This is a genomic window from Streptomyces seoulensis, assembly GCF_022846655.1.
Classification (GTDB): Bacteria; Actinomycetota; Actinomycetes; order Streptomycetales; family Streptomycetaceae; genus Streptomyces.
Genome location: NZ_AP025667.1, coordinates 5,073,109 through 5,098,930, shown reverse-complemented (window position 1 = coordinate 5,098,930; position 25,822 = coordinate 5,073,109). Strand labels below are relative to the sequence as shown.

General features: G+C 71.9%; 18 protein-coding genes and 2 pseudogenes. 14 read left to right on the top strand and 6 right to left on the bottom strand.

Annotation, left to right across the window (positions count from 1 at the left end; genetic code table 11):
- Window positions 1–35: 35 nt before the first annotated feature.
- On the top strand, window positions 36–2,408 hold the full coding sequence (locus HEK131_RS23365; protein ID WP_244336910.1) for an ATP-binding cassette domain-containing protein: 2,373 nt from the start codon (window positions 36–38) through the stop codon (window positions 2,406–2,408).
- A 112-nt stretch (window positions 2,409–2,520) separates the two neighbouring features.
- Here the strand turns inward: HEK131_RS23365 and HEK131_RS23360 are convergent, their stop codons facing one another.
- From HEK131_RS23360 to HEK131_RS23350, 3 genes are all read right to left on the bottom strand, one after another.
- Window positions 2,521–2,976, bottom strand: a complete 456-nt coding sequence (locus HEK131_RS23360; RefSeq protein ID WP_244336909.1) for a hypothetical protein — start codon at window positions 2,974–2,976, stop codon at window positions 2,521–2,523.
- A gap of 101 nt (window positions 2,977–3,077) precedes the next feature.
- Complete coding sequence (locus HEK131_RS23355; protein WP_244336908.1) at window positions 3,078–3,767, bottom strand: glycerophosphodiester phosphodiesterase; 690 nt, start codon at window positions 3,765–3,767, stop codon at window positions 3,078–3,080.
- 93 nt (window positions 3,768–3,860) lie between these two features.
- The gene (locus tag HEK131_RS23350) at window positions 3,861–4,970 is read right to left on the bottom strand and encodes an adenosine deaminase (RefSeq protein WP_244452127.1); all 1,110 of its coding nucleotides are present in this window, start codon (window positions 4,968–4,970) and stop codon (window positions 3,861–3,863) included.
- Between the two features lie 292 nt (window positions 4,971–5,262).
- Here HEK131_RS23350 and HEK131_RS23345 point away from each other — a divergent pair.
- Window positions 5,263–5,766: pseudogene (locus HEK131_RS23345) on the top strand (DUF4190 domain-containing protein); the annotation flags it as partial.
- 122 nt (window positions 5,767–5,888) lie between these two features.
- Here HEK131_RS23345 and HEK131_RS23340 read toward each other — a convergent pair.
- A complete protein-coding gene (locus HEK131_RS23340; protein WP_244336907.1) occupies window positions 5,889–6,452 on the bottom strand; it encodes an NADAR family protein in 564 nt (187 codons plus the stop codon).
- A gap of 209 nt (window positions 6,453–6,661) precedes the next feature.
- On the opposite strand from HEK131_RS23340, the gene HEK131_RS23335 reads away from it, so the two are divergent.
- From HEK131_RS23335 to HEK131_RS23300, 8 genes are all read left to right on the top strand, one after another.
- Window positions 6,662–8,200, top strand: coding sequence for a gamma-aminobutyraldehyde dehydrogenase (locus tag HEK131_RS23335; RefSeq protein WP_244336906.1), 1,539 nt, complete (start codon window positions 6,662–6,664; stop codon window positions 8,198–8,200).
- Window positions 8,201–8,233: 33 nt separating this feature from the next.
- A complete protein-coding gene (locus HEK131_RS23330) occupies window positions 8,234–9,481 on the top strand; it encodes a polyamine ABC transporter substrate-binding protein (protein ID WP_244336905.1) in 1,248 nt (415 codons plus the stop codon).
- A complete protein-coding gene (locus tag HEK131_RS23325) occupies window positions 9,478–10,638 on the top strand; it encodes an ABC transporter ATP-binding protein (protein ID WP_244336904.1) in 1,161 nt (386 codons plus the stop codon). The genes HEK131_RS23330 and HEK131_RS23325 overlap by 4 nt, the downstream gene beginning before the upstream one ends.
- Window positions 10,638–11,561 (top strand): ABC transporter permease, encoded by a 924-nt coding sequence (locus tag HEK131_RS23320; RefSeq protein ID WP_244336903.1) that lies wholly within the window; start codon window positions 10,638–10,640, stop codon window positions 11,559–11,561. The genes HEK131_RS23325 and HEK131_RS23320 overlap by 1 nt, the downstream gene beginning before the upstream one ends.
- Window position 11,562: 1 nt before the next feature.
- Window positions 11,563–12,363, top strand: a complete 801-nt coding sequence (locus tag HEK131_RS23315) for an ABC transporter permease (RefSeq protein WP_244336902.1) — start codon at window positions 11,563–11,565, stop codon at window positions 12,361–12,363.
- Between the two features lie 22 nt (window positions 12,364–12,385).
- Window positions 12,386–13,816 (top strand): NAD(P)/FAD-dependent oxidoreductase, encoded by a 1,431-nt coding sequence (locus tag HEK131_RS23310; protein WP_244336901.1) that lies wholly within the window; start codon window positions 12,386–12,388, stop codon window positions 13,814–13,816.
- A gap of 125 nt (window positions 13,817–13,941) precedes the next feature.
- Window positions 13,942–14,403 carry a hypothetical protein gene (locus HEK131_RS23305; RefSeq protein ID WP_217464845.1) on the top strand — a complete coding sequence of 154 codons (462 nt, stop codon included), beginning with the start codon at window positions 13,942–13,944 and terminating at the stop codon, window positions 14,401–14,403.
- 158 nt (window positions 14,404–14,561) lie between these two features.
- Window positions 14,562–16,322 (top strand): chitinase, encoded by a 1,761-nt coding sequence (locus tag HEK131_RS23300; RefSeq protein ID WP_244336900.1) that lies wholly within the window; start codon window positions 14,562–14,564, stop codon window positions 16,320–16,322.
- A gap of 52 nt (window positions 16,323–16,374) precedes the next feature.
- On the opposite strand, the pseudogene HEK131_RS23295 reads toward HEK131_RS23300, so the two are convergent.
- A pseudogene (locus HEK131_RS23295) lies at window positions 16,375–16,638 on the bottom strand (phosphatase PAP2 family protein); the annotation flags it as partial.
- 706 nt (window positions 16,639–17,344) lie between these two features.
- On the bottom strand, window positions 17,345–18,679 hold the full coding sequence (gabT, locus tag HEK131_RS23290) for a 4-aminobutyrate--2-oxoglutarate transaminase (protein ID WP_244336899.1): 1,335 nt from the start codon (window positions 18,677–18,679) through the stop codon (window positions 17,345–17,347).
- 237 nt (window positions 18,680–18,916) lie between these two features.
- Between gabT and HEK131_RS23285 the strand changes: the two genes are divergently transcribed.
- The 4 genes from HEK131_RS23285 (at window position 18,917) to HEK131_RS23270 (ending at window position 25,789) form a co-directional block, all read left to right on the top strand.
- Complete coding sequence (locus HEK131_RS23285; protein WP_244336898.1) at window positions 18,917–21,049, top strand: ATP-binding protein; 2,133 nt, start codon at window positions 18,917–18,919, stop codon at window positions 21,047–21,049.
- A 390-nt stretch (window positions 21,050–21,439) separates the two neighbouring features.
- Window positions 21,440–23,020, top strand: coding sequence for a PucR family transcriptional regulator (locus HEK131_RS23280; RefSeq protein ID WP_217464848.1), 1,581 nt, complete (start codon window positions 21,440–21,442; stop codon window positions 23,018–23,020).
- A gap of 231 nt (window positions 23,021–23,251) precedes the next feature.
- Window positions 23,252–24,697 carry an aldehyde dehydrogenase family protein gene (locus HEK131_RS23275; protein ID WP_244336897.1) on the top strand — a complete coding sequence of 482 codons (1,446 nt, stop codon included), beginning with the start codon at window positions 23,252–23,254 and terminating at the stop codon, window positions 24,695–24,697.
- A 228-nt stretch (window positions 24,698–24,925) separates the two neighbouring features.
- The gene (locus tag HEK131_RS23270; RefSeq protein WP_244336896.1) at window positions 24,926–25,789 is read left to right on the top strand and encodes a formate/nitrite transporter family protein; all 864 of its coding nucleotides are present in this window, start codon (window positions 24,926–24,928) and stop codon (window positions 25,787–25,789) included.
- Window positions 25,790–25,822: the final 33 nt, after the last annotated feature.

Below are 25,822 nucleotides of genomic sequence, written 5' to 3'. Positions count from 1 at the left end.
GGGAAAAGGGGCCGGTACCTGAAGATGGAGACAGCATGAGCACGGGCACGGGCACGGACGCGCACGCCGCCGACAGCCACGAGATGATCCGGGTCCACGGCGCGCGGGTGAACAACCTCAAGGACGTCAGCGTCGAGATCCCCAAGCGCCGGCTGACGGTGTTCACCGGCGTCTCCGGCTCCGGCAAGAGTTCGCTGGTGTTCGGCACCATCGCCGCCGAGTCGCAGCGGCTGATCAACGAGACGTACAGCGCGTTCGTGCAGGGCTTCATGCCGACGCTCGCCCGCCCCGAGGTGGACGTGCTCGACGGGCTGACCACCGCGATCATCGTGGACCAGCAGCGCCTCGGCGCCGACCCCCGCTCCACCGTCGGCACCGCCACCGACGCCAACGCCATGCTGCGCATCCTGTTCAGCCGGCTCGCCGCCCCGCACATCGGCCCGCCCGGCGCGTACGCCTTCAACGTCGCGTCGGTGCAGGCCAGCGGCGCGATCAAGGTGGAAAAAGGGGCGCGCAGGGCGGAGAAGGTGACCTTCAGCCGCACTGGCGGGATGTGCCCGCGCTGCGAGGGCCGGGGCGCGGTCACCGACATCGACCTCACCCAGCTCTACGACGACTCCAAGTCGCTGCGTGAGGGCGCGCTGACCATCCCCGGGTACAGCGTCGACGGCTGGTACGGCCGTATCTACACCGGCTGCGGCTTCTTCGACCCGGACAAGCCGATCGCGAAGTTCACCAAGCGCGAGCTGCACGACCTGCTCCACAAGGAGCCCACCAAGATCAAGGTGGAGGGCATCAACCTCACCTACGAGGGTCTGATCCCGAAGATCCAGAAGTCGTTCCTGTCCAAGGACGTCGACACGCTCCAGCCGCACGTGCGCGCCTTCGTGGAGCGGGCCGTCACCTTCACCGTCTGCCCCGAATGCGAGGGCACCCGGCTGAACGAGGGCGCCCGTACGTCGAAGATCGACGGAGTGAGCATCGCGGACGCCTGCGCGATGCAGATCACCGACCTCGCCGACTGGGTACGCGGACTCGACGACCCCTCCGTGGCCCCGCTGCTCACCGCGCTGGGCCACAGCCTCGACTCGTTCGTGGAGATCGGCCTCGGCTATCTCTCCCTCGACCGCCCCTCGGGCACGCTGTCCGGCGGCGAGGCGCAGCGGGTGAAGATGATCCGGCACCTCGGCTCCTCGCTCACCGACGTCACATACGTCTTCGACGAGCCCACCACCGGACTGCACCCGCACGACATCCAGCGGATGAACGGCCTGCTGCTGCGGCTGCGCGACAAGGGCAACACGGTGCTCGTCGTGGAGCACAAGCCGGAGACGATCGCCATCGCCGACCATGTGGTCGACCTCGGTCCGGGCGCCGGCACGGGCGGCGGCGCCGTCTGCTTCGAGGGCACGGTCGAGGGGCTGCGGGCCTCGGACACCGTCACCGGGCGCCATCTCGACGACCGGGCCTCGGTCAAGGAGACGGTCCGCGAGCCCAAGGGCGCGCTGGAGATCCGGGGTGCGGACACCAACAACCTGCGCGGTGTCGACGTGGACATCCCGCTCGGGGTGCTGGTCGCCGTGACCGGGGTCGCCGGGTCCGGCAAGAGCTCGCTGGTACACGGGTCGGTGCCCGAGGGCGAGGGGGTCATCTCCGTCGACCAGGGCGCGATCAAGGGCTCGCGGCGGAGCAACCCCGCCACGTACACAGGGTTGTTGGACCCGATCCGCAAGGCGTTCGCCAAGGCCAACGGGGTCAAGCCCGCGCTGTTCAGCGCCAATTCCGAGGGCGCGTGCCCCACGTGCAACGGCGTCGGCGTCGTCTTCACCGACCTCGCCATGATGGCGGGCGTCGCCACGACGTGCGAGGAGTGCGAGGGCAGGCGCTTCCAGTCGGCGGTGCTGGAGTACCGGCTCGGGGGCCGCGACATCAGCGAGGTGCTGGCGATGCCGGTGAGTGAGGCGGAGCGGTTCTTCGCCGAGGGAGAGGCCCGTATCCCGGCCGCGCACCGCATCCTGACCCGGCTCTCGGACGTGGGCCTCGGCTACCTCACCCTCGGCCAGCCGCTGACCACCCTCTCCGGCGGCGAACGCCAGCGGCTCAAGCTGGCCACGCACATGGGGGACAAGGGCGGCATCTACGTCCTCGACGAGCCGACCGCCGGACTGCACCTCGCCGATGTCGAGCAACTCCTCGGTCTGCTCGACCGGTTGGTCGACTCCGGTAAGTCCGTCATCGTGGTGGAGCACCACCAGGCGGTGATGGCCCACGCGGACTGGATCATCGACCTGGGCCCCGGCGCGGGCCACGACGGCGGCCGGGTCGTCTTCGAGGGGACGCCGGCCGAGCTGGTGGCGGACCGGTCGACGCTCACCGGGCAGCACCTGGCGGAGTACGTGGGGGAGTGAGGCGTCACCGACCGGGGCGTCAGGACCGTCGCCCCGGTCGGAGCAGGTCGTGCATCCGGACGATGACGTCGTCCACGTCTCCTCCGACCCCGTGTCCGGCAGCGCCGGCGACTCATAGGGTCACCACGATCCAGACACTGAGAAGCAGCCCTCCGAGGGCGATGGCCGCGTGGAGCACCACCCAGAGCATCCAGATCTTGAGCTTGAGCACCTGAGGGAACTTCGCTCTGTGCACCGCCTGGTTGCCGGCGATGAGGTCGGGCAGCCCGAGTCCCGGGTGACGGACCCCGAGCTCGTGGCGCAGCCTGCCCGCAAGGCCGGAGTGGACGGCCCACCGCTCTCCGTACTTCGCGCTCGCCAACGCGCCGAACGTCCCCAACGCACACAGGGGCACGGTCACGCCCAGCGAAGAGGCACTGAGGCCGCCTTGCTGGGTGAGGAAGCCGAAAGCGGCGGCCGCCACGATGATCACGATGTTGGTGAGCGCTGCCCGCTGGTTCTCCATCTGCCGGGCTTCCTCGCGCTGTCCCTTCCACAGTTCGAGCAGGACGTCGGACTCGTCGGCCATACGCCATCCCTCCCCTGAGGACAGCAAACCTCGGCGGGGGCCTTCAGCCAAGGGGGCCTTTCGACGGGCGCTCACGGCTTGGACGTTCTGCCGGCCGGTGTCTACCCCGCCTGCTTTCGCAGCGCGGTCAGCGTGTCGATCCGGTTCGTCGTGATCGAGTCCGCGCCCAGGGACAGCAGCTTGCGCATCGAGCGGCCCGTGTCCGGGGTCCATACCGAAAGGAGGTAGCCCTCCTTGTGGACCCGGTGGGCCAGGTCGCGGTCGACGAGGGAGAAGCGGTAGTTGAGGTAGCGGGGGCGCAGGGCCGTGAGGACGGCCGGGCGGGGGCGGGCCGTGCTGGTCCAGGTGAGGGCCAGTTCGGCGGAGGGGGCCGCGGCGCGGAGGGTCAGGAGGGATTCGGCGCCCGCGGAGTAGTAGACGCGGTCCTCCGCGTCGGCCTCGCGGACCACGTCCAGGACGCGGTCCGCCGTGCGGGGGGTCACGCCGCCGCACAGGTCCGCCATCACGCGGGTGCCCTCCGTGGCGGACAGGGCTTCCGCCAGGGTGGGGACGCCGCCCGCCGTCAGTTCCGTCACCTGGGCCGCCGCGAGGGATGACAGCGGGCGGTCGATCTCCCAGAGGCGCTTCAGCGAGGCGTCGTGCAGCAGGACGGGTACGCCGTCGCGCGTCAGGCGTACGTCGATCTCGACCGCGTCCGCACCCCGGTCGAGCGCGGAGCGCAGCGAGGCGAGGGTGTTCTCGCGGAAGCGGTAGGGGTCGCCCCGGTGTGCGACGGCGGTCCAGGTCTGCATGGGCGTCATTCTGGCAGCCGACGGTGCCTCAGCGGGCGAACCGGCCTGGTGGGCGCCGGGGCTGGTGCGAGCTTCCCCGGCGCTGAAGCGGCGTCAGCCCGCCAGCCAGGATTCCGTGTACGCGTCGATCTCCGCCGCGATCCGCTCCTTGCCCGCCGCGTCCAGGAAGGACGCCTCGACCGCGTTCTTCGCCAGATCCGCGATGCCCCGCTCGTCCAGGTCGAGCAGGCGGGCCGCGATCGCGTACTCCTTGTTCAGGTCGGTGCCGAACATCGGCGGGTCGTCGGAGTTGATCGTGACCAGGACGCCCGCGTCCACGAACTGCCTCAGCGGGTGCTCGTCCAGCGTCCGTACCGCGCGGGTGGCGATGTTCGAGGTCGGGCAGACCTCCAGGGCGATGCGGTGCTCGGCCAGGTGGGCGAGCAGCTTCGGGTCCTGGGCCGAGCTGGTGCCGTGGCCGATCCGCTCCGCGCCCAGCGTGGTGAGCGCGTCCCACACCGTCTGGGGGCCGGTCGTCTCGCCCGCGTGCGGCACCGAGTGCAGGCCCGCGGCGATCGCGCGGTCGAAGTACGGCTTGAACTGCGGCCGGGGTACGCCGATCTCCGGGCCGCCCAGGCCGAAGGAGACCAGGCCCTCCGGGCGGACGCGGTCGTCCGTCGCCATCCGCGCCGTCTCCGCCGCCGACTCCAGACCGGCCTCGCCGGGGATGTCGAAGCACCAGCGCAGCACGGTCCCGAAGTCGGCCTCGGCGGACTTGCGGGCGTCCTCGATCGCGTCCATGAACGCCCGGTCCTCTATGCCGCGCCGGGTGGAGGAGAACGGGGTGAGGGTCAGCTCGGCGTAGCGCACCTGCTGCCGGGACATGTCACGCGCGATCTCGTACGTCAGCAGCCGGACGTCCTCCGGGGTGCGGACCAGGTCCACGACCGACAGGTACACCTGGATGAAGTGCGCGAAGTCGGTGAACGTGAAGTAGTCCGCCAGCGCCTCCGGGTCGGTCGGGACCTTGGAGTCGCGGTGCCGGGCTGCCAGTTCCGAGACGATGCGGGGGGAGGCGGAGCCGACGTGGTGGACGTGCAGTTCGGCCTTCGGCAGTCCGGCGATGAACGTGTGCGGATCGCGGGCGGCGCTGCGCTCGGACAAGGGGTCCTCCCCGGGGAAAGGCGCTCGCGGACCAGAGGGTGGGGCCCGGGCGCGGGTGATCGGCTGATCGGATGGTGCGCAGACATCCTAGAGCGGGGCAGGAGCGGCGGCCGAGGCGCTACGGTCGGAGGGGGACGTGGGTGAGTACGGCCCGTGGGGCGGCTCTAACATGATCTGACGATCCAAGCGGGGGGATGAGGACGTGACGGAGCAGACGCAGCCCGACGGCGGACGAGCGGCGGCCGGGCAGGAGCCTGGCTCCGATCCGTGGGCGCCGCCTCAGGGACCGTCGCTCCGGAAGAACCCGGCGCCCTCCGCCCCGCAGCAGCCCTCGGTCCACGATCAGGCGACCATGGCCGCGATGCCCGCCGTCGGCTTCGGTCCGCACGCGGGCCCCACGGTGCCGCCCCAGCCCACCGGCCCGGCCGTCCCGCCCCCGCCGATCGCGCCCACCGGCCCCGGCGTCCCGCCCTTCGCCCCCAACGGCGCCCCCGCGCCCCCTGTCGGCTACGGCTACCCGAGCCACCCCGGCTACCCGAACCCCCAGGGTTACCCGAACCCCCAGGGTTATCCGACCCCTCAGGGCTACCCGACCCCTCAGGGCTACCCCCAGCCCCCGGCCTACGGCTGGTCCGGCGCGCCCATGGGTCCCGTCCCGCAGAACAACGCGGGCACCGCCGCCATGGTGCTCGGCATCCTCTCCATCGTCCTCTTCTGCCTCTACGGCATCCCCTCCATCGTTCTCGGGGTCGTCGCCGTGGTCCTCGGCGTCCAGGGCCGCAGGCGTGCCGACCGAGGCGAGGCCACCAACCGCTCGCAGGCTCAGGCGGGCTTCGTGCTCGGCATCATCGGCATCGTGGTCGGCCTGGCCATCGTGGCGTTCTTCATCGGCCTCTTCGCCTTCGTCGCCCACAAGGAGGACAGCCGGCCGGACGAGCCCGCCGGTACCTCCTACAACTCGGCGCCGCGGAACCCGCCTCACCCCGCGTCTGACCGCAACCGCTCCCGAGCCTCCATCAGGGCGAAGCCCAGGAGGTTCGGCCCCTTCCAGCGGGCCGGGTCGAACGCGGCCTCGTCCTGCGCGCTGAGCCCGATGCCCCACACGCGGTCCACCGGGCTCGCCTCCACGAGCACCCGCTCGCCCGTGCCGAGCAGGAACTCCCGCAGGTCAGGGTGGGCGGCGAACTTGTGCACGCTGCCCTCGACGACGATCCGGAACCGCTCCCGGCGCCATGTCTCCTCGTCGAAGCCCCGGACCAGCCGCCCCGCCTTCTTCGCCTCGGCCGGATGCCGCGCGGCCAGCACCAGGCGCTCGGCATCCGGGTCCGCGAAGAGCCGCGCCTTGCCCGCCATCATCCAGTGCTCGGCCGTCGCGTAGCCGGCCCCGTCCACCGTGAACGGCGCGGGCCACCACTGGCTCAGGCACCCCGCGCCCACCCCGCCGTCCCGCTGCGGGCGGTGCCCCCAGAAGTGCAGGTACTTCACGGGCGCCCCCGCCCGGACCGCGCTGATCAGCGCTTCCACACCGTCGATCTTCCCCATGCACGCGAGTGTGGCACCCGCCACCGACAATCCGTCCGGCCTTTTCCGCGCCGACTCGACAGCCCGGTCGACAGATTCCGTCGCGTAACCAAAAGGCAACAACGGAATCCCTTGTTGGAGTGCCACCCCTCTGCCAGGATCGGCACTCAAATCGAGCTGGAGCCACGCCACCCGGCCCCCGAACGGGGTGTCCGGCGGAGGAGAGCGACATGCACAAGCCGGGCAGCGCCACCCCGGAACGATTCACCGCGCGCGACCGCTTCGCCGAGGGTGCGCAGTTCATCGCGGGCCGTCCCGCGCCGGGCACCTCGGGCCGCACCCAGGCGGTGACCGACCCGGCGACCGGCGAAGAGGTGTACCGCTACGAACTCGCCGGGGAGCGGGACGTGGACGCGGCCGTGGCCGCAGCCCGCGCCGCCTTCCCCGACTGGGCCGCCGCCACGCCCGGCGAGCGCTCCGACGCCCTCCACCGCTTCGCCGCCGTGCTCGCGGACCGGGCCGAGGAATTCGCCCGCGCCGAGTCGCTCCAGTGCGGCAAGCCGCTGAAGCTCACGCGCGAGTTCGACGTACCCGGCACCATCGACAACACCGCCTTCTTCGCGGGCGCCGCCCGGCATCTCCAGGGGCAGTCGGCGGGGGAGTACTCCGGGGACCACACCTCGTACGTGCGGCGCGAGCCCATCGGTGTCGTCGGGTCGATCGCGCCCTGGAACTACCCGCTCCAGATGGCCGCCTGGAAGATCCTCCCGGCCGTGGCCGCGGGCAACACCATCGTGCTCAAGCCCGCCGAGCTGACCCCGCTCACCTCGCTGCTCTTCGCCCGCGCGGCCACCGACGCGGGCATCCCGGACGGGGTGATCAACATCGTCAGCGGGACCGGGCCCGAGGCGGGGGAGCGGCTGGTCGGACACCCGGACGTGGCCATGACCTCGTTCACCGGGTCCACCGCGGTCGGCCGCCGGGTCGCGGAGATCGCCACGGCCACCGTCAAGCGGCTCCACCTGGAGCTGGGCGGCAAGGCGCCCTTCGTCGTCTTCGACGACGCCGACCTGGACGCCGCCGTCAACGGCGCGGTCGCGGGCGCGCTCATCAACACCGGCCAGGACTGCACGGCGGCCACCCGCGCCTACGTCCAGCGCCCGCTGTACGAGGCGTTCGTCGAGCGGACCGCCGCGCTGATGGAGACCGTGCGGCTCGGCGACCCCTTCGCGCCCGGCACCGACCTCGGCCCGCTCGTCTCGCACGCCCACCGCGACCGCGTCGCCGGCTTCGTGGACCGCGCCCGCGCCTACGCCCGGGTGGTCACCGGCGGCGAGGCTCCCGGCGGCGACCTGAAGAACGGCGCCTACTACCGGCCCACCCTCGTCACCGGCGCCGCCCAGGACAGCGAGATCGTCCAGTCGGAGATCTTCGGCCCGGTGCTGGTCGTGCTCCCCTTCGACACCGACGACGAGGGCCTGCGCCTCGCCAACGACACCCCGTACGGGCTCGCCGCCTCCGCGTGGACCGGCAACGTCTACCGCGCCGGACGCGCCACCCGTGAGCTGCGGGCGGGCTGCGTGTGGATCAACGACCACATCCCGATCATCAGCGAGATGCCGCACGGCGGACACAAGGCGTCCGGCTTCGGCAAGGACATGTCGGCGTACTCGTTCGAGGAATACACCCAGGTCAAGCACGTCATGTACGACAACACGGCGGTCGCCCGCAAGGACTGGCACCGCACGGTCTTCGGGGACCGCCACTAAGCCCCCCCCGCTTTCCGAAAGGGCACCACGCGTATGGATCAGTACGAGCCCGACCGCCTCACCCCGGCCCAGTCGGCCGCCGTGCGGCGCAGCATGCGCAACGGGCGGGCGGCGCTCACCCGCCGGTCGCTGCTGCGGGCGTCCGCCTCGGGCGCGCTAGCGGTCGGCGGTCTGGGGACGCTGAGCGCCTGTGGCATCCCGGCGGCCGGACGGACACCGGGCGGCACCGCGGCCGACGACCGCTCGGACCGGGAGAAGACGGTCGACTTCTCCAACTGGACCGAGTACATCGACGTCGACGACAGCGGCAAGCGTCACCCCACGCTCGCCGCATTCCAGCGAAGCACCGGCATCACGGTCCGCTACACCGAGGACATCAACGACAACAACGAGTTCTTCGGCAAGATCAAGCCGCAGCTCGCGGCGGGCCAGGACACCGGCCGCGACCTGATCGTGCTCACCGACTGGCTGGCCGCCCGGCTGATCCGGCTCGGCTGGGTGCAGAAGCTGGACCCCGCCCATCTGCCGAACGCCTTCGCCCACCTCTCGCCCCAGTTCCGCGAGCCGGACTGGGACCCCGGCCGGGCCTACTCCTACCCCTGGCAGGGCATCTCCACGGTCATCGCCTACAACAAGAAGGCGCTGGACGGCATCGAGGTGAGATCCGTCTCCGACCTGCTCGACAATCCGAAGCTGAAGGGCCGGGTCGGCTTCCTCTCGGAGATGCGGGACAGCGTCGGGATGACCCTGCTCGACATGGGCAAGGACCCCGCCGACTTCACCGACGACGACTACGACGCGGCGATATCCCGGCTCCAGAAGGCCGTCGACAAGGGCCAGATACGCCGTTTCACCGGCAACGACTACACCGCCGACCTCGCCAAGGGGGACTTCGCGGCCTGTGTCGCCTGGGCCGGGGACGTGGTCCAGCTCAAGGCGGACAGCCCCGATGTGGACTTCATCATTCCTGACAGCGGATATGTCACCTCGACGGACAATATGCTGATCCCTAACAAGGCACGTCACAAGACGAACGCCGAGCGGCTGATCGACTTCTTCTACGAACCCGAGCAGGCCGCCGCGCTCGCCGCCTACATCAACTACGTCACTCCGGTCGACGGCGTGAAGCCCTGGCTTGCGAAGATCGACCGGGACGCGGCGGACAATCCGCTGATCGTCCCCGACAAGGCCATGCAGGCGAAGTCCCACGCCTTCCGCTCCCTGAGCCAGAAGGAAGAGACGGCCTACGAAGAGAAGTTCGCAAAGCTCACAGGGGCGTGACGAGGATGAAGACGACGACAGACGGCAGCGGCGACGTCCGCCTCACCGGGATCGGCAAGAAGTACGGCTCGTTCACCGCCGTGCACCCGCTGGACCTGACCGTGCCCCAGGGCTCCTTCTTCGCCCTGCTCGGCGCCTCCGGCTGCGGCAAGACCACCACCCTGCGCATGATCGCCGGGCTGGAGGAGCCGACCTCCGGCACCGTGCACCTCGGCGAACTCGACGTCACCGGGCTGCCCCCGTACAAGCGGCCGGTCAACACGGTCTTCCAGTCCTACGCCCTCTTCCCGCACCTCGACATCTTCGAGAACGTCGCCTTCGGCCTGCGCCGGCGTGGCGTCAAGAGCGTGAAGAAGCAGGTCGAGGAGATGCTGGAGCTGGTCCAGCTCGGCGAGCAGGCCCGCAAGAAGCCGCACCAGCTCTCCGGCGGCCAGCAGCAGCGCGTCGCGGTCGCCCGCGCCCTGATCAACCACCCCAAGGTGCTCCTGCTCGACGAACCCCTCGGCGCCCTCGACCTCAAGCTGCGCCGCCAGATGCAACTGGAGCTCAAGCGCATCCAGACCGAGGTCGGCATCACCTTCGTCCATGTCACGCACGACCAGGAGGAGGCCATGACCATGGCCGACACGGTCGCCGTGATGAACGCGGGCCGCGTCGAGCAGCTCGGCTCGCCCGCCGAGCTGTACGAGAACCCGGGCACCACCTTCGTCGCCAACTTCCTCGGCACCTCCAACCTGATCGAGGCCGAGGTCGACTCCCGCAGCGGCGGCGACATCGTGCTGCGCGCCGGGGACGGCAAGCTGCTGCTGCCCGAGGCACGCTGTTCGGCCCCTGCGCCCACCGGCGGCAAGGTCCTGGTCGGCATCCGCCCCGAGAAGATCGCGCTCACCCACGCCGACGACGCGGGCTCGGTCCCCGAGGGCCGCAACCGCCTCACCGGCACCATCGCCGACGCCGGCTTCATCGGCGTCTCCACCCAGTACGTGATCGACAGCCCCGTGGCGGGCGCGCTCGCGGTGTACGCCCAGAACGTCGAGCGGGACACCCGGCTCGTCCCCGGCGCCGAGGTCGTCCTGCACTGGAACCCGGCGCACACCTTCGCCCTCGACGCCGCCCAGGACATCGACGCCGGCACCGAGGAAGAGGCGGCTCTCTGATGCCGACGCTCACCGAGGCGCCGCCGCTCGCCCCGCCGGAGCCCGCGAAGCCACCCCGCGGGCGCGGCCGGTTCACCCCGTACTGGCTGCTGCTGCCCGGCATCCTGTGGCTGATCGTGTTCTTCGCGCTGCCGATGGTCTACCAGGCGTCGACCTCCGTGCAGACCGGTTCGCTGGAGCAGGGCTACAAGGTCACCTGGCACTTCGCCACCTACTGGCACGCGCTCGCCGAGTACTGGCCGCAGTTCGTCCGCTCGGTGCTCTACGCGGCCGCCGCGACCGTGCTGTGCCTGCTGCTGGGCTATCCGCTGGCCTACCTGATCGCGTTCCGGGCCGGGCGCTGGCGGAACCTGATCATGATCCTGGTGATCGCGCCGTTCTTCACCAGCTTCCTGATCCGCACCCTCGCCTGGAAGACGATCCTCGCGGACAACGGGCCCGTGGTGCACGCGCTGAACACCCTGCACGTCCTCGACGTCACCGGCTGGCTCGGCTGGACGGCGGGGGACCGGGTGCTGGCCACCCCGCTGGCGGTGGTGTGCGGGCTCACGTACAACTTCCTGCCGTTCATGATCCTGCCGCTCTACACCTCCCTGGAGCGGATCGACGTACGGCTGCACGAGGCGGCCGGCGACCTGTACGCCCGGCCCTGGACCACCTTCCGCAAGGTGACCTTCCCGCTGTCCATGCCCGGCGTGGTCTCCGGCACGCTGCTGACCTTCATCCCGGCGGCCGGTGACTACGTCAACGCCGAGCTGCTCGGCTCCACCGACACCCGCATGATCGGCAACGTCATCCAGACCCAGTTCCTGCGCGTCCTGGACTATCCGACGGCCGCCGCGCTCTCCTTCATCCTCATGGCCGCGATCCTGGCCATGGTCACGTTCTACATCCGCCGGGCCGGGACGGAGGACCTCGTCTGACATGGCCGTCTTCACCTGGCTCAAGCACCGTCTCGTCGTCGTAGCGGGACTGCTGACGCTCGCCTACCTGCTGCTGCCGAACATCGTCGTGACGGTGTTCTCCTTCAACAAGCCCAAGGGCCGCTTCAACTACGAGTGGCAGCAGTTCTCCGCCGACGCCTGGAAGGACCCGTGCGGGGTCGCCGACATGTGCGGCGCGCTCTCGCTCAGCCTCCAGATCGCCCTGTGGGCCACCGTCGGCGCCACCGCGCTCGGCACGATGATCGCGTTCGCGCTGGTCCGCTACCGGTTCCGGGCGCGCGGCGCGGTCAACTCGCTGATCTTCCTGCCGATGGCGATGCCCGAGGTCGTCATGGCCGCCTCGCTGCTCACGCTGTTCCTCAACATGGGCGCCCAGCTCGGCTTCTGGACGATCCTGATCGCACACATCATGTTCTGCCTCAGCTTCGTCGTCACCGCGGTCAAGGCGCGCGTGATGTCGATGGACCCGCGCCTGGAAGAGGCCGCCCGCGATCTCTACGCGGGGCCGGTACAGACCTTCTGGCGGGTCACCCTGCCCATCGCGGCACCCGGGATCGCCGCGGGCGCGCTGCTGTCCTTCGCGCTCTCCTTCGACGATTTCATCATCACCAATTTCAACGCGGGCTCGACCGTCACCTTCCCCATGTTCGTCTGGGGCTCGGCACAGCGCGGAACGCCCGTCCAGATCAATGTCATCGGCACGGCCATGTTCCTGGTCGCCGTACTGTTCGTGCTGGTCTCGATGCTCGTCACCCACCGTCGCGGTCAGCAGAAGGCGTAAAGCCCTGTAGGGAGTTGAAATCATGGCCCCTAGCGCCATGAGCCGTGGAAAAGACAACTGGACCGCTTCCCTCTCCGAAGCCCGGCCCGTGCCGTACTGGCTGGAGGACCCCGGCAAGCCCCACCCCGAGCCCGCCCTCACCGGCACCGACACCTGCGACCTGCTCGTGGTCGGCGGCGGGTACAGCGGACTGTGGAGCGCGCTCAACGCCAAGGAGCGCGATCCCGGCCGTGACGTGGTGCTGCTGGAAGGGCGCGAGGTGGGCTGGGCCGCCTCGGGCCGCAACGGAGGGTTCTGCGCCGCCTCCCTCACCCACGGCCTCGCCAACGGCCTGGCCCGCTGGCCGGGGGAGATCGGCACACTCGAGGAGCTGGGCACGCGCAACCTCGACGAGATCGAGGCGGCGCTCGCCCGGCACGGCATCGACTGCGACTTCGAGCGCACCGGCGAGATCGACGTGGCCACCGAGACCTACCAGGCGTGGGAACTGCGCGACTGGCACCGGGAGCTGCGGGACAAGGGCCTCGCGGACGGCATGGAGTTCCTGGACCGGGACGCCCTGCGCGCCCAGGTCGACTCGCCCACCTTCGAGGCCGGGCTGTGGGACCGCCGGGGCGTGGCCCTGCTGCACCCGGCCAAACTGGCCTGGGGCCTGAAGCGGGCCTGCGTCGCCCTCGGGGTGCGGGTGTACGAGCACACCCCGGCCCTGACCATGAAGCAGTACGGCGCCGGCATGGAGGTCGGCACCCCGTACGGCACGGTGCGCGCCCGCAAGGTGGCGCTCGGCACCAACATCTTCCCGAGCCTGCTGCGCCGGGTCCGTTCCTACACGGTGCCGGTCTACGACTACGTGCTGACGAGCGAGCCGCTGAACGCGGAGCAGCTCGCCTCGCTCGGCTGGAAGAACCGCCAGGGCCTCGGCGACGCGGCGAACCAGTTCCACTACTTCCGGCTGACCCCCGACAACCGGGTGCTGTGGGGCGGCTACGACGCGATCTACCCCTACGGCGGCCGGGTCCGCGCGGAGTACGACGACCGGCCGGAGACCTACGCCAAGCTGGCCGGGCACTTCTTCACCTGCTTCCCGCAGTTGGAGGGCGTCCGCTTCACCCACGCCTGGGGCGGCGCCATCGACACCTGCTCGCGTTTCTCGGCGTTCTTCGGCACCGCCCATCAGGGCCGGGTCGCCTACGCGGCCGGGTACACCGGGCTGGGGGTGGGCGCCACCCGCTTCGGCGCCGACGTGATGCTGGACCTGCTGGACGGCGCGGACACCGAGCGCACCCGGCTGGAGATGGTCCGCAGGAAACCGCTGCCGTTCCCGCCCGAGCCGTTCGCCTGGACCGGGATCGCGCTGACCCGCTGGTCGCTGGCGCGGGCCGACGCGCACGGCGGCCGACGCAACCTGTGGCTGCGGGCCATGGACCGGCTGGGCCTCGGTTTCGACAGTTAGCCCCCAACCTCGGCCGTGTGAGCCAGGTCACTCGAAAGATACGGGTGAACCCGCGTAATGAGCGCGGGTTCACCTCCCTCTCATGCACAGACGCGCGCGCGTCCGTGAGAGAGGGAGGTCTGTTCATGACTGGGGCGAAGACTGCGGTCGAGTGGCTGGCGTCCGTGGCACCGGATCCGGAAGCCTGTCGGTGGGAGTGGGAACGCAGCCCGCTGGGGGTCGCCCTGCTGCCCGCGGGGAAAGCCTGGGACGTGCTCATCCTGCCGGGGGAGCTGGGCTATCCGACGCTGGATGTGCTCACCCGCGTCCTCGATCAACCGGGCCCGGTGCTGGTCGACTTCGGGGACAACCGGGTGGGCTTCTTCGTGCCGCCCGGCACCGCCGCCCGCTGGCTGGGCACCGGCATCCGCACGGCGGGCTCCGGTACCTGGATCGTGGTGCCGTACCCCGGCCGGGCGACCCAGGGGGTGCGCTGGCTGGTGCCGCCGGACGGGTCGGGGACGCTGACCGACCCGGCGCTGCTGGAGCTGGCGATGCACGAGGCGGCGGCCGCGCTGGCCAGGGACGAGGGCGGGCGACGCTCCTGACTCCCTGACGGAGGTTCCTCGCCCGGGCTCCTTTGGCGGGAACTCCTTGACAACGCAATTGGTCTGGACCAAGTTGGGTGCACCCTCGACCTCCAACTCCCCCATGCCTGGAGGCATTTGTGGACAGACCCCGACCTCTGGTCGCATTCCTCACGGTCATGGCTCTCGCCGTGCCCGGCAGTGCCGCGCTCTCGTCGGCCGCCCGCGCGGCCGACGCGGACGCAGCGGTCAACGGCGGATTCGAGTCCGGGCTGTCCCCCTGGACCTGTACCGCCGGTGCGACCGTCACCTCCCCGGTGCACGGCGGCTCCTCCGCGCTCAAGGCGACCCCGGAGGGCAGCGACAACGCCCAGTGCGCCCAGACGGTGAACGTCAGACCCAACTCCCAGTACACGCTCGCCGGTTACGTGCGCGGTTCCTACGTCTACCTCGGCGCGAGCGGCACCGGCACCACCGACGTCTCCGCCTGGACCCAGTCGGCCCCCGACTGGCAGAGGCTCGCCACCACCTTCACCACCGGCGCGAACACCACCAAGGTCACCATCTACGCCCACGGCTGGTACGGCACCGGCGCCTACTACGCCGACGACATCTCCCTCACCGGCCCCGGCGGCACCACCACCCAGCCGCCCACCGTGCCCACGGGACTGAGGACCGGCACCGTCACCGCCACCTCCGTGGCCCTGTCCTGGACCCCGGTGAGCGGCGCGACCGGCTACTCGGTCTACCGGGACGGCGTCAAAGTGCAGAGTGGCAGCGGCACTTCGGCCACCGTGAGCGGCCTGAACCCCTCGACTGCGTACGCCTTCCAGGTCACCGCGAGCAATGACGCGGGGGAGTCCGCCCGGTCCGCCACGGTGACCGCGACCACCCCGGCCCGCAGCGACGGCGGGGGCGGCGCCGAACTGCCCGCCCACGCCCTGGTCGGCTACCTCCACGCCAGCTTCGCCAACGGCTCCGGCTACACCCGCATGGCCGACGTACCCGAAAGCTGGGACGTCATCGACCTGGCCTTCGGCGAGCCGACCTCGGTCACCTCAGGCGACATCCGCTTCAACCGCTGCCCGGTGTCCGAGTGCCCGAACGTGGAGAGCGACGCCGACTTCAAGGCGGCCATCAAGGCCAAGCAGGCCGCCGGCAAGAAGGTGCTGATCTCCATCGGCGGCCAGAACGGCCAGGTCCAGCTCACCACCACCGCCGCCCGCGACGCCTTCGTCTCCTCCGTCTCGAAGATCATCGACCAGTACGGACTCGACGGCCTCGACATCGACTTCGAGGGCCACTCGCTCTCGCTGAACACCGGCGACACCGACTTCAAGAACCCGACCACCCCGGTGATCGTCAACCTGATCTCCGCGCTGAAGACGCTCAAGGCCAAGTACGGCACCAAGTTCGTGCTCACCATGGCCCCGGAGACCTTCTTCGTGCAGAACGGCTACCAGTTCTACGGCAGCGGCAAGTGGGGCGGGCAGGACCCGCGCTGCGGCGCCTACCTCCCGGTCATCCACGCCCTGCGCGACGACCTCACCCTGCTGCACGTCCAGGACTACAACTCCGGCCCGATCATGGGCCTGGACAACCAGTACCACTCCATGGGCGGCGCCGACTTCCACATCGCCATGACCGACATGCTGCTCACCGGCTTCCCGGTCGCGGGCGACGCGAACAACGTCTTCCCGCCGCTGCGCCCCGACCAGGTCGCCATTGGCATGCCCGCCTCGGTCAACGCCGGCAACGGCTACGTCGCCCCCGCCGAGGTCACCAAGACCCTGGACTGCCTCACGAAGCGGACGAACTGCGGCTCGTACGCGACCCACGGAACCTGGCCCGCGCTGCGCGGTCTGATGACCTGGTCGGTGAACTGGGACCGGTTCGCGGGCTGGGAGTTCCAGCGGACCTTCGACTCCTACTTCGGCTGACCACCAGCGCCAGACAGGTCAGCAGCACCGCGCCCAGGCACCAGGACGCCAGCACGTCCAGCGGCCAGTGGAAGCCCCGCCGCACCAGCCCGTACGACACCGCGAGCACCAGCGCGGCCGGGACGGCGACCGCCGCGAGGCGTGCGGCGCGGGTGCGGCACCAGGGCAGGAGGAGCAGCGCCGAGGCGCCGTAGGCCACGGCGGCCGTCGCGGTGTGGCCGGAGGGGAAGTAGCCGGTGGCCGGGGGCACCACGGGGGTCCCCGGCCGCGCGGTCCACAGCTTCAGCGGGACGACGATCGCCGGGAGCACCGCCATCAGCAGCGCGGCCGCCGCCGGCGGCAGCCACCAGCGGTGCGCCCCGGCGGACCGGCCCCGCCAGGCCGTGTAGCCGAGGGCGAGGGCGAGCAGGGGTACGGCCACCTCGATGTTGCCGAGGTCGGAGAGGAGTTCGGAGAAGCGGTCCGGACGGACCAGGGCGCGGCTGAGCCGGGCGTCCAGCGTGAGCAGCGGTCCGTGTGCCAGGACCTGCCAGGTGAGCCAAGCGAACAGCAGCGCCGGGAGGCCGAGCAGGAGGGCGGCGGCGAGGGCGAGGCGGCGGGCGGGATTCGGCACCGGGCCAGCTTCGCACGGGCGCGAGCGGCGAGAAGGGCGAGAAGGAGGTCGGCCGCCCCGGAACAGGGGGGGGTGGTTCCGGGGCGGCCGTCCGGACCGGGATGTCGCACGCCCCGGGGGGTTTGGGGCGGCGACCGTCCGATCGGTGTGGAGATCCCGGAGCCCTCAGGCCCCGGTTGTGTGCGCGAGGGCACGACCAGGTCGAAGCTGGGGAGGCCCCGGCCTGAAGCCGCCCGCAGTTCCCTGCGAGCGGGGTGTATCTCTCATCGGGACCGAACCTACGGCAGGCGGAGGCGGTCGGACAGACGCAATCGCGTCCTGTCATCCACCTCGCACACGTTCTTCACACGGCCTGCCGCAGTCGTCCGTCAGAGGTACGGACCAGTCGCCCGTCGTGCGACCCGGTCGCTCAGATGCGCGAGAAAGCCTGCTCGATGATGTCCAGGCCCTCGTTCAGCAGGTCCTCGCCGATGACCAGCGGGGGCAGGAAGCGCAGCACGTTGCCGTAGGTGCCACAGGTCAGGACCAGCAGGCCCTCCTGGTGGCACGCCTTGGCCAGCGCGGCGGCCGCCTCGGCGTTCGGCTCCTTGGTGGCGCGGTCCTTGACCAGCTCGATGGCGACCATCGCGCCCCGGCCCCGGATGTCACCGATGATGTCGAACTTCTCGGCCATCGTGGCGAGGCGGCCCTTCATGACCTTCTCGATGTGCTTGGCCTTGCCGTTGAGGTCCTGCTCCTTCATCGTCTCGATCGCGCCGAGCGCGGCGGCGCAGGCCACCGGGTTGCCGCCGTAGGTGCCGCCCAGGCCGCCCGCGTGCGCGGCGTCCATGATCTCGGCGCGGCCGGTGACGGCGGCGAGCGGCAGACCGCCCGCGATGCCCTTGGCGGTGGTGATCAGGTCCGGGACGATGCCCTCGTCCTCGCACGCGAACCACTGGCCGGTGCGGCAGAAGCCGGACTGGATCTCGTCCGCCACGAAGACGATGCCGTTGTCCTTGGCGAACTTCACGATCTCCGGCAGGAAGCCCTTGGCCGGCTCGATGAAGCCGCCCTCACCGAGCACCGGCTCGATGATGATCGCGGCCACGTTGTCGGCGCCGACCTGCTTGGTGATCTGGTCGATGGCCTGCTTGGCGGCCTCCGGGCCCGCGTTCTCCGGGCCGGTCGGCCAGCGGTAGCCGTAGGCCACCGGCACGCGGTACACCTCGGGCGCGAACGGACCGAAGCCGTTCTTGTACGGCATGTTCTTCGCCGTCAGCGCCATCGTCAGGTTGGTGCGGCCGTGGTAGCCGTGGTCGAAGACGACGACCGCCTGGCGCTTGGTGTGCGCGCGGGCGATCTTCACCGCGTTCTCGACCGCCTCGGCGCCCGAGTTGAACAGCGCCGACTTCTTCGCGTGGTCACCCGGCGTCAGCTCGGCGAGGGCCTCGGCGACCTCCACGTAGCCCTCGTACGGGGTGACCATGAAACACGTGTGGGTGAAGTCGGCGAGCTGGGCGCTCGCGCGGCGCACCACGGCCTCGGCGGAGGCGCCCACCGAGGTCACGGCGATGCCGGAACCGAAGTCGATCAGGCTGTTGCCGTCGACGTCCTCGATGACGCCGCCGCCCGCGCGCGTGACGAACACCGGCAGCGTGGAGCCGACGCCCTGCGCGACGACCGCGGTACGGCGGGCCTGCAGCTCCTGCGACTTCGGGCCGGGAATGGCGGTGACGACGCGGCGCTCCTGCGGAAGTGCGGTCATGCGGGGCTCCTGGGGGGTATTACGGACGCTTGCCTTGTTTTCCCGCAGGCTAAGACGGGTGCCGGGGGGTGGGCATGCTCCATGTGGGCGTTGTCGGCGCGGCCCGTTGTCCGTGGTGGACATAGTGGTGCGGGACGCCGGAGCGGCTGTCGGCCGCGTAAACGGTGAACTCCCCTTGCGGGGGCGTTAGATTGACTCGCTGACGGTGACGGAGCGGCTGGTCAAGGGGGCAGGGCGATGGACGGCGAAGGTACGCGGGACACGCGCGCCACCCACAGCGGTGCGGTGCCGCGCCCGACGCGGCCCCCGGAAGGGCCCGCCGCGCCGCCGCCCATGCCCACGATGCCACCCGGAGCGCCGCCCCGCCCGGACGGCTCGGCCTTCCTCGCCTGGCTGCGCGCCTCCCGGCCTGCCGCAGCGCCCGGTGTCTGGCGCCTCGGACACCGGCCCCGGCCCGAGACCGAGCCCGAGCAGACCCCGGCCCGCCAGTTGCTCAGCGGGGCCGTGATCGCGTTCCTGGTCGGCTGGCTGGTGTGGTCCCTGCTCTGGAACGGCTACCTGGGCGGCTGGTGGGTGCTGCCGCTGGAGCTGTTCACCCCGGACTCCTGGCGCGAGGGCAACGACCGCGTCGGCAACGCCGTCCTCTGGTACTCGTACTACACCCTCATCGCCGCCGTCATCCTGCTCGCCGTCGGCCGCATCGGCCGCTGGGGCGAGGTCTGGCGGCGCTTCGGACCCCCCGCCTGGCTCCGGTCCACCACCCCGGCCGAGCCGCCGCCGCCCGCGCCCGGCCACGACCCCGCCGACTGGCCCGAGCTGCGTGCCCACGGCGCCCACGAGGCCGCCGAGCGGCTCGCCGCCGAGGCGCGCACCGGGCTCATGCGCGACGTCGACCACGCCCGGATCGACCGCGCCTGGCAGGGCGTGCGCTCCGGCGCGTACCCGCTGGCCGCGTTCACCGGAGCCGTCCTCCGTGACGGCTCCGCCGCCTGCCCGCACCCCTCGGGCGAGCGTGATCTGCCAGCCCGCCAGGCCCGTCACGACCTGCTCACCGGCCAGGTCCGCCTCGGCGCCGCCGCCGACGACCCGCGCAACCCCTACCAGTACCGGGGCGCCGGACTCGCCCTCGGCACCGATCTGCTCGGCACCTCCCTGGTCGCCGTCGGCCCGGCCGGCTCCGGCAAGACCGGCAGCCTCGTCCGGCCGCTCGCCGAGTCGCTGTGCCTGCACGCCCTCGCCGGCCGCGCCGCCGTGGTCAGCGTCGGCGCCGCCGGCGCCGGAATCGGCCCGGCCGAGGCTTACGACGTGGTCGTCCGGGTCGGCCACCCCGACTCCGTGTACGACCTCGACCTCTACGGCGGCACCACCGACCCGGACGAGGCCGCCGCCATACTCGCCGAGGCCCTCGTCGGCGACCTCGCCGAGCCGCACCCCGGCTCCGACAGCCGACGCTCCACCACCGTCCTCGCCCAGCTCCTCGGCCCCTTCCGCGCCGTCCACGACCGCTTCCCCTCCGTCCCCGAGCTGCGCCAGCTCCTCGACGGCTCGCCCGGCCCGCTCGCCGCGCTGCGCAAGGCGCTGACCGAGACCGGGCACGCGTCCCTGCTGCGCGAACTCGACGCGCGGGAACGGCAGCAGGCCCACCCCGGCGACGTGGCTGCCGTGCTCGCCGACCGGGTCGCGCTGCTCGACCGGCCCGCCTTCGCCGCCTTCTTCGACACCTCCGGCGGCTCCCGGCCGTTCACCCTGAAGGCCCTCGACCACCCGGTCCGCGTCCGCATCGACCTGCCCCAGCGCGGCCACGCCGACGCCTCCCGCATCCTGGCCCGGCTGGTCCTCGCCCAGTTCACGGCCGCCGTCACCGCCCGCGAGGACCGGTCCCTCTTCGCCTGCCTGCTGCTCGACGAGGCGGCCGGGGTCGTCACCCCCGAGTCCGTGCGCGGCATCCAGAGGCTGCGCTCCGCCGGTGCGGGCGTCGTCCTCACCCTGCGCACCCTGGACGACGTGCCCCGCCCGCTGCGCGGCCCGCTGCTCGGCGCCACCGGCTGCCGGATGGCGTTCTCCGGACTCACGCCCTGGGACGGGCAGGACTTCGCCGACGTGTGGGGCAAGGAGTGGATCGAGGCCCGCGACGTCACCGACCGGCAGATCATCGCCGAGACCCCGGCCGGCAAGGCCGTGCACATGCTGCGCCGCGTCATCACCGGCCAGGCGCCCACCGCCCGCGCGGTCACCGTCCGCCAGGTCGAACGGGAGCGCTGGTCCGCCTCCGAACTGGCCCACGCGGTCCCGCCGGGCCACGCGGTCCTCTCCCTGACCACGGTCCGGGGCGAACACGCACCACCGCTGCTGGTTGACCTGCGGGGCTGAAGGGGCCCGTCCGGGGGTTCAGCGGTCCAGGGAGGCGCGCCCGCAGCCGGGCCGCCGTGGCGCACGGGCAGCCCGGCGAGCTGAGCGGCCGCGGCGGCGCTCGTCGAGCGGCGGCCCAGCCGGGGCGCCGCAGGGCCGTCCCACGCCGAGCGGCGCCTGTGCGGTCAGGTGCGCCGATCACCGTCCGGCCCCGCGCACCCCGAGCCGATCCCCACCCGCGCCCGCCGAGTGCGGCACCTTCGCCGAGCGAACCGTGCCGGTCGGCCGGAGCGGCGGCCCGCCATCGTACGGTGAGGCAGAATCAGGGTGGGCCGTTCATACGCGGCGGCCAAGAGATCACCGCCCCCGGACGGCGCGATGGTGCGCCGGCCGTCCCGACCTGAAGGTCCCATGCCGCCGACGCTCGCCTCGCTCGTCCACCACTCCGCGCTCAAGCTCACCGTCCGCGCGGGCGAGGACCGGCTCGACGTGCCCGTCCGCTGGGCGCACGTCAGCGAGCTGGCCGACCCCGTGCCGTACATGGAGGGCGGGGAGCTGCTGCTCATCACCGCGCTCAAGCTGGACGCGGAGGACCCCGAGGCGATGCGGCGGTACGTGAAGCGGCTGGCCGGCGCGGGAGTCGTCGGCCTCGGCTTCGCGGTGGGCGTGAACTACGACGACATCCCCGAGGCGCTGGTCGGGGCGGCCCGGCAGGAGGGGCTGCCCCTGCTGGAGGTGCCCCGGCGCACCCCCTTCCTCGCCATCAGCAAGGCGGTCTCGGCCGCCATCGCCGCCGACCAGTACCGGGCCGTCACCGCGGGCTTCGCCGCCCAGCGCGAACTGACCCGGCAGGCGCTGACCACCGGCCCCGAGGGCCTGCTCGCCGCCCTCGCCGCCCAGGTCGACGGCTGGGCCGCGCTGTACGACGCGTCCGGCGCCGTCGTCGCCGCCGCGCCCGAGTGGGCCGGCCGCCGGGCCGCCCGGCTCACCGCGGAGGTCGAGCGGCTGCGCGAACGGCCCGCCCCCGCCTCTTCGGTGGTCGCCGCCCCCGACACCGAGGACCGGATCGAACTGCACTCCCTCGGCACCGGCCGCCGCCCCCGCGCCGCGCTCGCCGTCGGCACCGCAGCCGCCCCCGGCACCGCCGAGCGCTACGCCGTGCACTCCGCGATCGCCCTGCTCACCCTCACCACCGAGCGCTCCCGCTCGCTGCAGGCCGCCGAAGGGCGGGTCGGCGCGGCGGTGCTGCGCATGCTGCTGGCCGGCGAGCCCGACCACGCCCGCACGGTCGCCGGAGATCTGTACGGCGGGCTGCTGGACGCGCCCTTCCGGGTCCTCGTCGCCGAGTCCGCGCCCCCGGGGACGGACGGCGAGCCGCTCGGCGGGCTCGCGGAGGCCGCCGAGTCCGCCGCCGCCCGCTCCGGTGAATCCGTGCTGGTCGTGCCGGAGCGCGAGCGGCTGGTGGTGCTCGCCACCGACGGCGGCGCGGCCGTCGCCGCGTGCACGGCGTACGCGGGCGCGCTGGAGGCGGCCCGGCTCGTGCCGGAGTCCTCGGGCGGCGAGGACGGCGGACTCGTCGTCGGCCTCTCGGCCCCCGCGGGCCCGATCGCGGCCGCCTCCGCCTACCGGCAGGCCGAGCAGGCGCTGTCGGTGGCCCGGCGGCGCGGCCGGGCCATGGTCGAGCACGAGCACGTCGCCGCGGGCTCGGTGCTGCCGCTCCTGGCCGACGACGCGGTACGGGCGTTCGCGGACGGCCTGCTGCGGGCGCTGCGCGACCACGACGCGACCGGGCGCGGCGACCTGGTCGCCTCGCTGCGGGCGTGGCTGTCCCGGCACGGGCAGTGGGACGCGGCAGCCGCCGACCTCGGCGTGCACCGGCACACCCTGCGCTACCGGATGCGCCGGGTCGAGGAGATCCTCGGCCGCTCGCTGGACGACCCGGACGTCCGGATGGAGCTGTGGCTGGCACTGAAGGCCACCTCGGCGGAGTAGCCGGCCCCCCCCGCCCACTGAAGGCCACCTCGGCGGAGTAGCCGGCCCCCCCCCGGCCCGCTGAAGGCCACCCCGGCGGAGTAGCCGCCCCCCGCCCGCCGCCGACCACGCCGAACCGGAGCATCCCCCGCCCGTTTCCGTACGACTCGGACAAGCGACCGCCGAGCGCGCCCGCCCTACCGTGGATCACGCAAAGCACACCCCCCCGACGCGGAAGGGCCGGACCCGCACATGACCTCCACCCACGCCTTCTGGCTGGCCGGCCGCCAGGCCACCGGCGAGGACAGCTTCGACGTCACCTCTCCGTGGGACGGCCGTGTCGTCGGCCGGGCGAGCGTGCCCAGCGACGCCCAGGTCGAGGAGGCCGTGGCCGCCGCGTACGCCGTGCGCGACGAGTTCGCCGCCGTCCCCGCGCACGTCCGCGCCGCCGCCCTCGACCACGTCGCCACGCGGCTGACCGAGCGCACCGAGGAGATCGCCCAGCTCATCTCCGGCGAGAACGGCAAGCCGATCAAGTGGGCCCGCGGCGAGGTCGGCCGTGCCGTCTCCGTCTTCAAGCTCGCGGCCGAGGAGGCCCGCCGGTTCAACGGCGGCGAGGCCCAGCGGCTCGACACCGACGCGGGCGGCCAGGGACGCATGGCGCTGATCCGCCGCTTCCCCAAGGGCGTCGTCCTCGGCATCGCGCCGTTCAACTTCCCGCTGAACCTGTGCGCCCACAAGGTCGCCCCGGCCATCGCCGCCGGTGTCCCGATCATCCTCAAGCCCGCCCCGGCCACCCCGCTGTCCGGCCTGGTCATCGGCGAGCTGCTGGCCGAGACCGACCTGCCCGCCGGGTCCTGGAGCGTCCTGCCGGTCGCCAACGACAAGATGCCCGCGCTGGTCCAGGACGAGCGGCTCCCGGTGATCTCCTTCACCGGCTCCGAGCAGGTCGGCTACGCGATCATGGACTCGGTGCCGCGCAAGCACTGCACGCTGGAGCTGGGCGGCAACGGCGCGGCCGTCGTCCTCGGCGACTGGGCGAGCGACGCCGACCTGGACTGGGCCGCGACCCGCATCGCCACCTTCTCCAACTACCAGGGCGGCCAGTCCTGCATCTCGGTGCAGCGCGTGATCGTCGACGGCGCGGTGTACGAGCGGCTGCTGCCGCGCATCGTGGCCGCCGTCGAGGCCCAGGTCACCGGTGACCCGGCCGACGACAAGACCGAGGTCGGCCCGCTGGTCAGCGAGGCCGCCGCGCAGCGCGTCGAGTCCTGGGTGAACGAGGCCGTCGAGCTGGGCGCCACCCTGCTCACCGGCGGCGAGCGCGACGGCGCCACCTACGCGCCGACCGTCCTCACCGACGTGCCCGCGGGCGCCACCCTCGCCACCGAGGAGGTCTTCGGACCGGTCCTCACCGTCACGAAGGTCGACGGCGAGGCCGAGGCGTTCGCCGCGGTCAACGACTCCAAGTACGGCCTCCAGGCAGGTGTGTTCACCCACGACCTGCAGACCGCCTTCCGCGCTCACCGCGCGCTGGAGGTCGGCGGTGTCGTCATCGGCGACGTCCCGTCCTACCGTGCCGACCAGATGCCGTACGGCGGCGTCAAGCAGTCCGGCGTGGGCCGCGAGGGCGTGCGCTCCGCGATGGACGACTACACCTACGAGCGCGTCCTGGTCCTCACGGGCCTCGCACTCTGACCTGCCACGGACAGGTCACACGGAACGGCCGGAGCCCGCTGTGCGGGGGCTCCGGCCGTTCTCTTTTCCTCAGGTGATAAGCACGGCCGATCGCGCGATAGGTTTGACCTCTTAAGTCCGATAAACACTGCCTATCGAGCGATTGATTGCGCTTTTGACTTTTTCGCGCACGGAGGAGCACACTTCCACCCGCATAGAGCGGACATTCGCGGAAAGTGAGAGGGCACCGTGCCGATACCCATTGAAGACGCCCTGGACGACCAGGTCGCCAGCGCCCGGAGCAAGGCGAAGCTGCTCCGTTCCCCCGGCCGCTACCTGGTGCTCTCGGCGCTCGCCGGGGCCTTCATCGGCATGGGCGTCGTCCTGATGGTCATGGTGTCCGGCCCGCTCAGCCTCGCGCACTCTCCCTGGGTCAGGCTGATCCAGGGCCTGGTCTTCGGTGTCGCGCTGACGCTGGTGATCTTCGCCGGTGGCGAGCTGGCCACCAGCAACATGATGACGATGGTCCAGGGCGCGGTCCGCCGGGCCTTCTCGCCGCTCGTCGCGCTCGCCGTGATCGTCGGCTCCTTCGTCGGCAACCTGGTCGGCTCGGTCGCCCTCGCCTGGCTGGTGCACGCCGCCGGGGTGCTGGACGTCGTGTCCGCGCCCGGAGCTCCCGCCCCCGGTCTGGCCGGCCTGACCGGCATGCTCAACGCCAAGATGGCCGAGAGTGGCGAGGCGATGTTCTTCCGCGGTGTGCTCTGCAACTTCCTGGTCTGCCTGACCGTGTGGATGGGCATGCGCACCCGCTCCGACGCCGCCAAGATCATGCTGATCTTCGCGGGCATCCTGGCCTTCGTCGCCTCCGGCTTCGAGCACGTCGTCGCCAACATGACGACCTTCTCGCTCGGCCTCTTCGAGCACGTCCCCCACGACACCCTCGCCGCCTTCGGCCACAACCTCCTCCTGGTCGGCCTCGGCAACCTCGTCGGCGGCGGACTGCTGGTCGGCGTCGCGTACGCCGTCGCCGGCCGCCGGAACCCCCCGGCCGCCGCCCAGGACGGCCCCGCCGAGGGCTCGAAGCCCCTGGTCCCGTCCCTCGAGACCGCCTGAGCCGCCGGTTCCCCCTGCCGCGTCCGTTCACCT

Coding starts and splice junctions, on each gene's coding strand:
- HEK131_RS23365 (WP_244336910.1), top strand. CDS start 36: ATGAGCACGGGCACGGGCACGGACGCGCACGCCGCCGACAGCCACGAG.
- HEK131_RS23360 (WP_244336909.1), bottom strand. CDS start 2,976: ATGGCCGACGAGTCCGACGTCCTGCTCGAACTGTGGAAGGGACAGCGC.
- HEK131_RS23355 (WP_244336908.1), bottom strand. CDS start 3,767: ATGCAGACCTGGACCGCCGTCGCACACCGGGGCGACCCCTACCGCTTC.
- HEK131_RS23340 (WP_244336907.1), bottom strand. CDS start 6,452: ATGGGGAAGATCGACGGTGTGGAAGCGCTGATCAGCGCGGTCCGGGCG.
- HEK131_RS23335 (WP_244336906.1), top strand. CDS start 6,662: ATGCACAAGCCGGGCAGCGCCACCCCGGAACGATTCACCGCGCGCGAC.
- HEK131_RS23330 (WP_244336905.1), top strand. CDS start 8,234: ATGGATCAGTACGAGCCCGACCGCCTCACCCCGGCCCAGTCGGCCGCC.
- HEK131_RS23320 (WP_244336903.1), top strand. CDS start 10,638: ATGCCGACGCTCACCGAGGCGCCGCCGCTCGCCCCGCCGGAGCCCGCG.
- HEK131_RS23315 (WP_244336902.1), top strand. CDS start 11,563: ATGGCCGTCTTCACCTGGCTCAAGCACCGTCTCGTCGTCGTAGCGGGA.
- HEK131_RS23310 (WP_244336901.1), top strand. CDS start 12,386: ATGGCCCCTAGCGCCATGAGCCGTGGAAAAGACAACTGGACCGCTTCC.
- HEK131_RS23305 (WP_217464845.1), top strand. CDS start 13,942: ATGACTGGGGCGAAGACTGCGGTCGAGTGGCTGGCGTCCGTGGCACCG.
- HEK131_RS23300 (WP_244336900.1), top strand. CDS start 14,562: ATGGCTCTCGCCGTGCCCGGCAGTGCCGCGCTCTCGTCGGCCGCCCGC.
- gabT (WP_244336899.1), bottom strand. CDS start 18,679: ATGACCGCACTTCCGCAGGAGCGCCGCGTCGTCACCGCCATTCCCGGC.
- HEK131_RS23285 (WP_244336898.1), top strand. CDS start 18,917: ATGGACGGCGAAGGTACGCGGGACACGCGCGCCACCCACAGCGGTGCG.
- HEK131_RS23280 (WP_217464848.1), top strand. CDS start 21,440: ATGCCGCCGACGCTCGCCTCGCTCGTCCACCACTCCGCGCTCAAGCTC.
- HEK131_RS23275 (WP_244336897.1), top strand. CDS start 23,252: ATGACCTCCACCCACGCCTTCTGGCTGGCCGGCCGCCAGGCCACCGGC.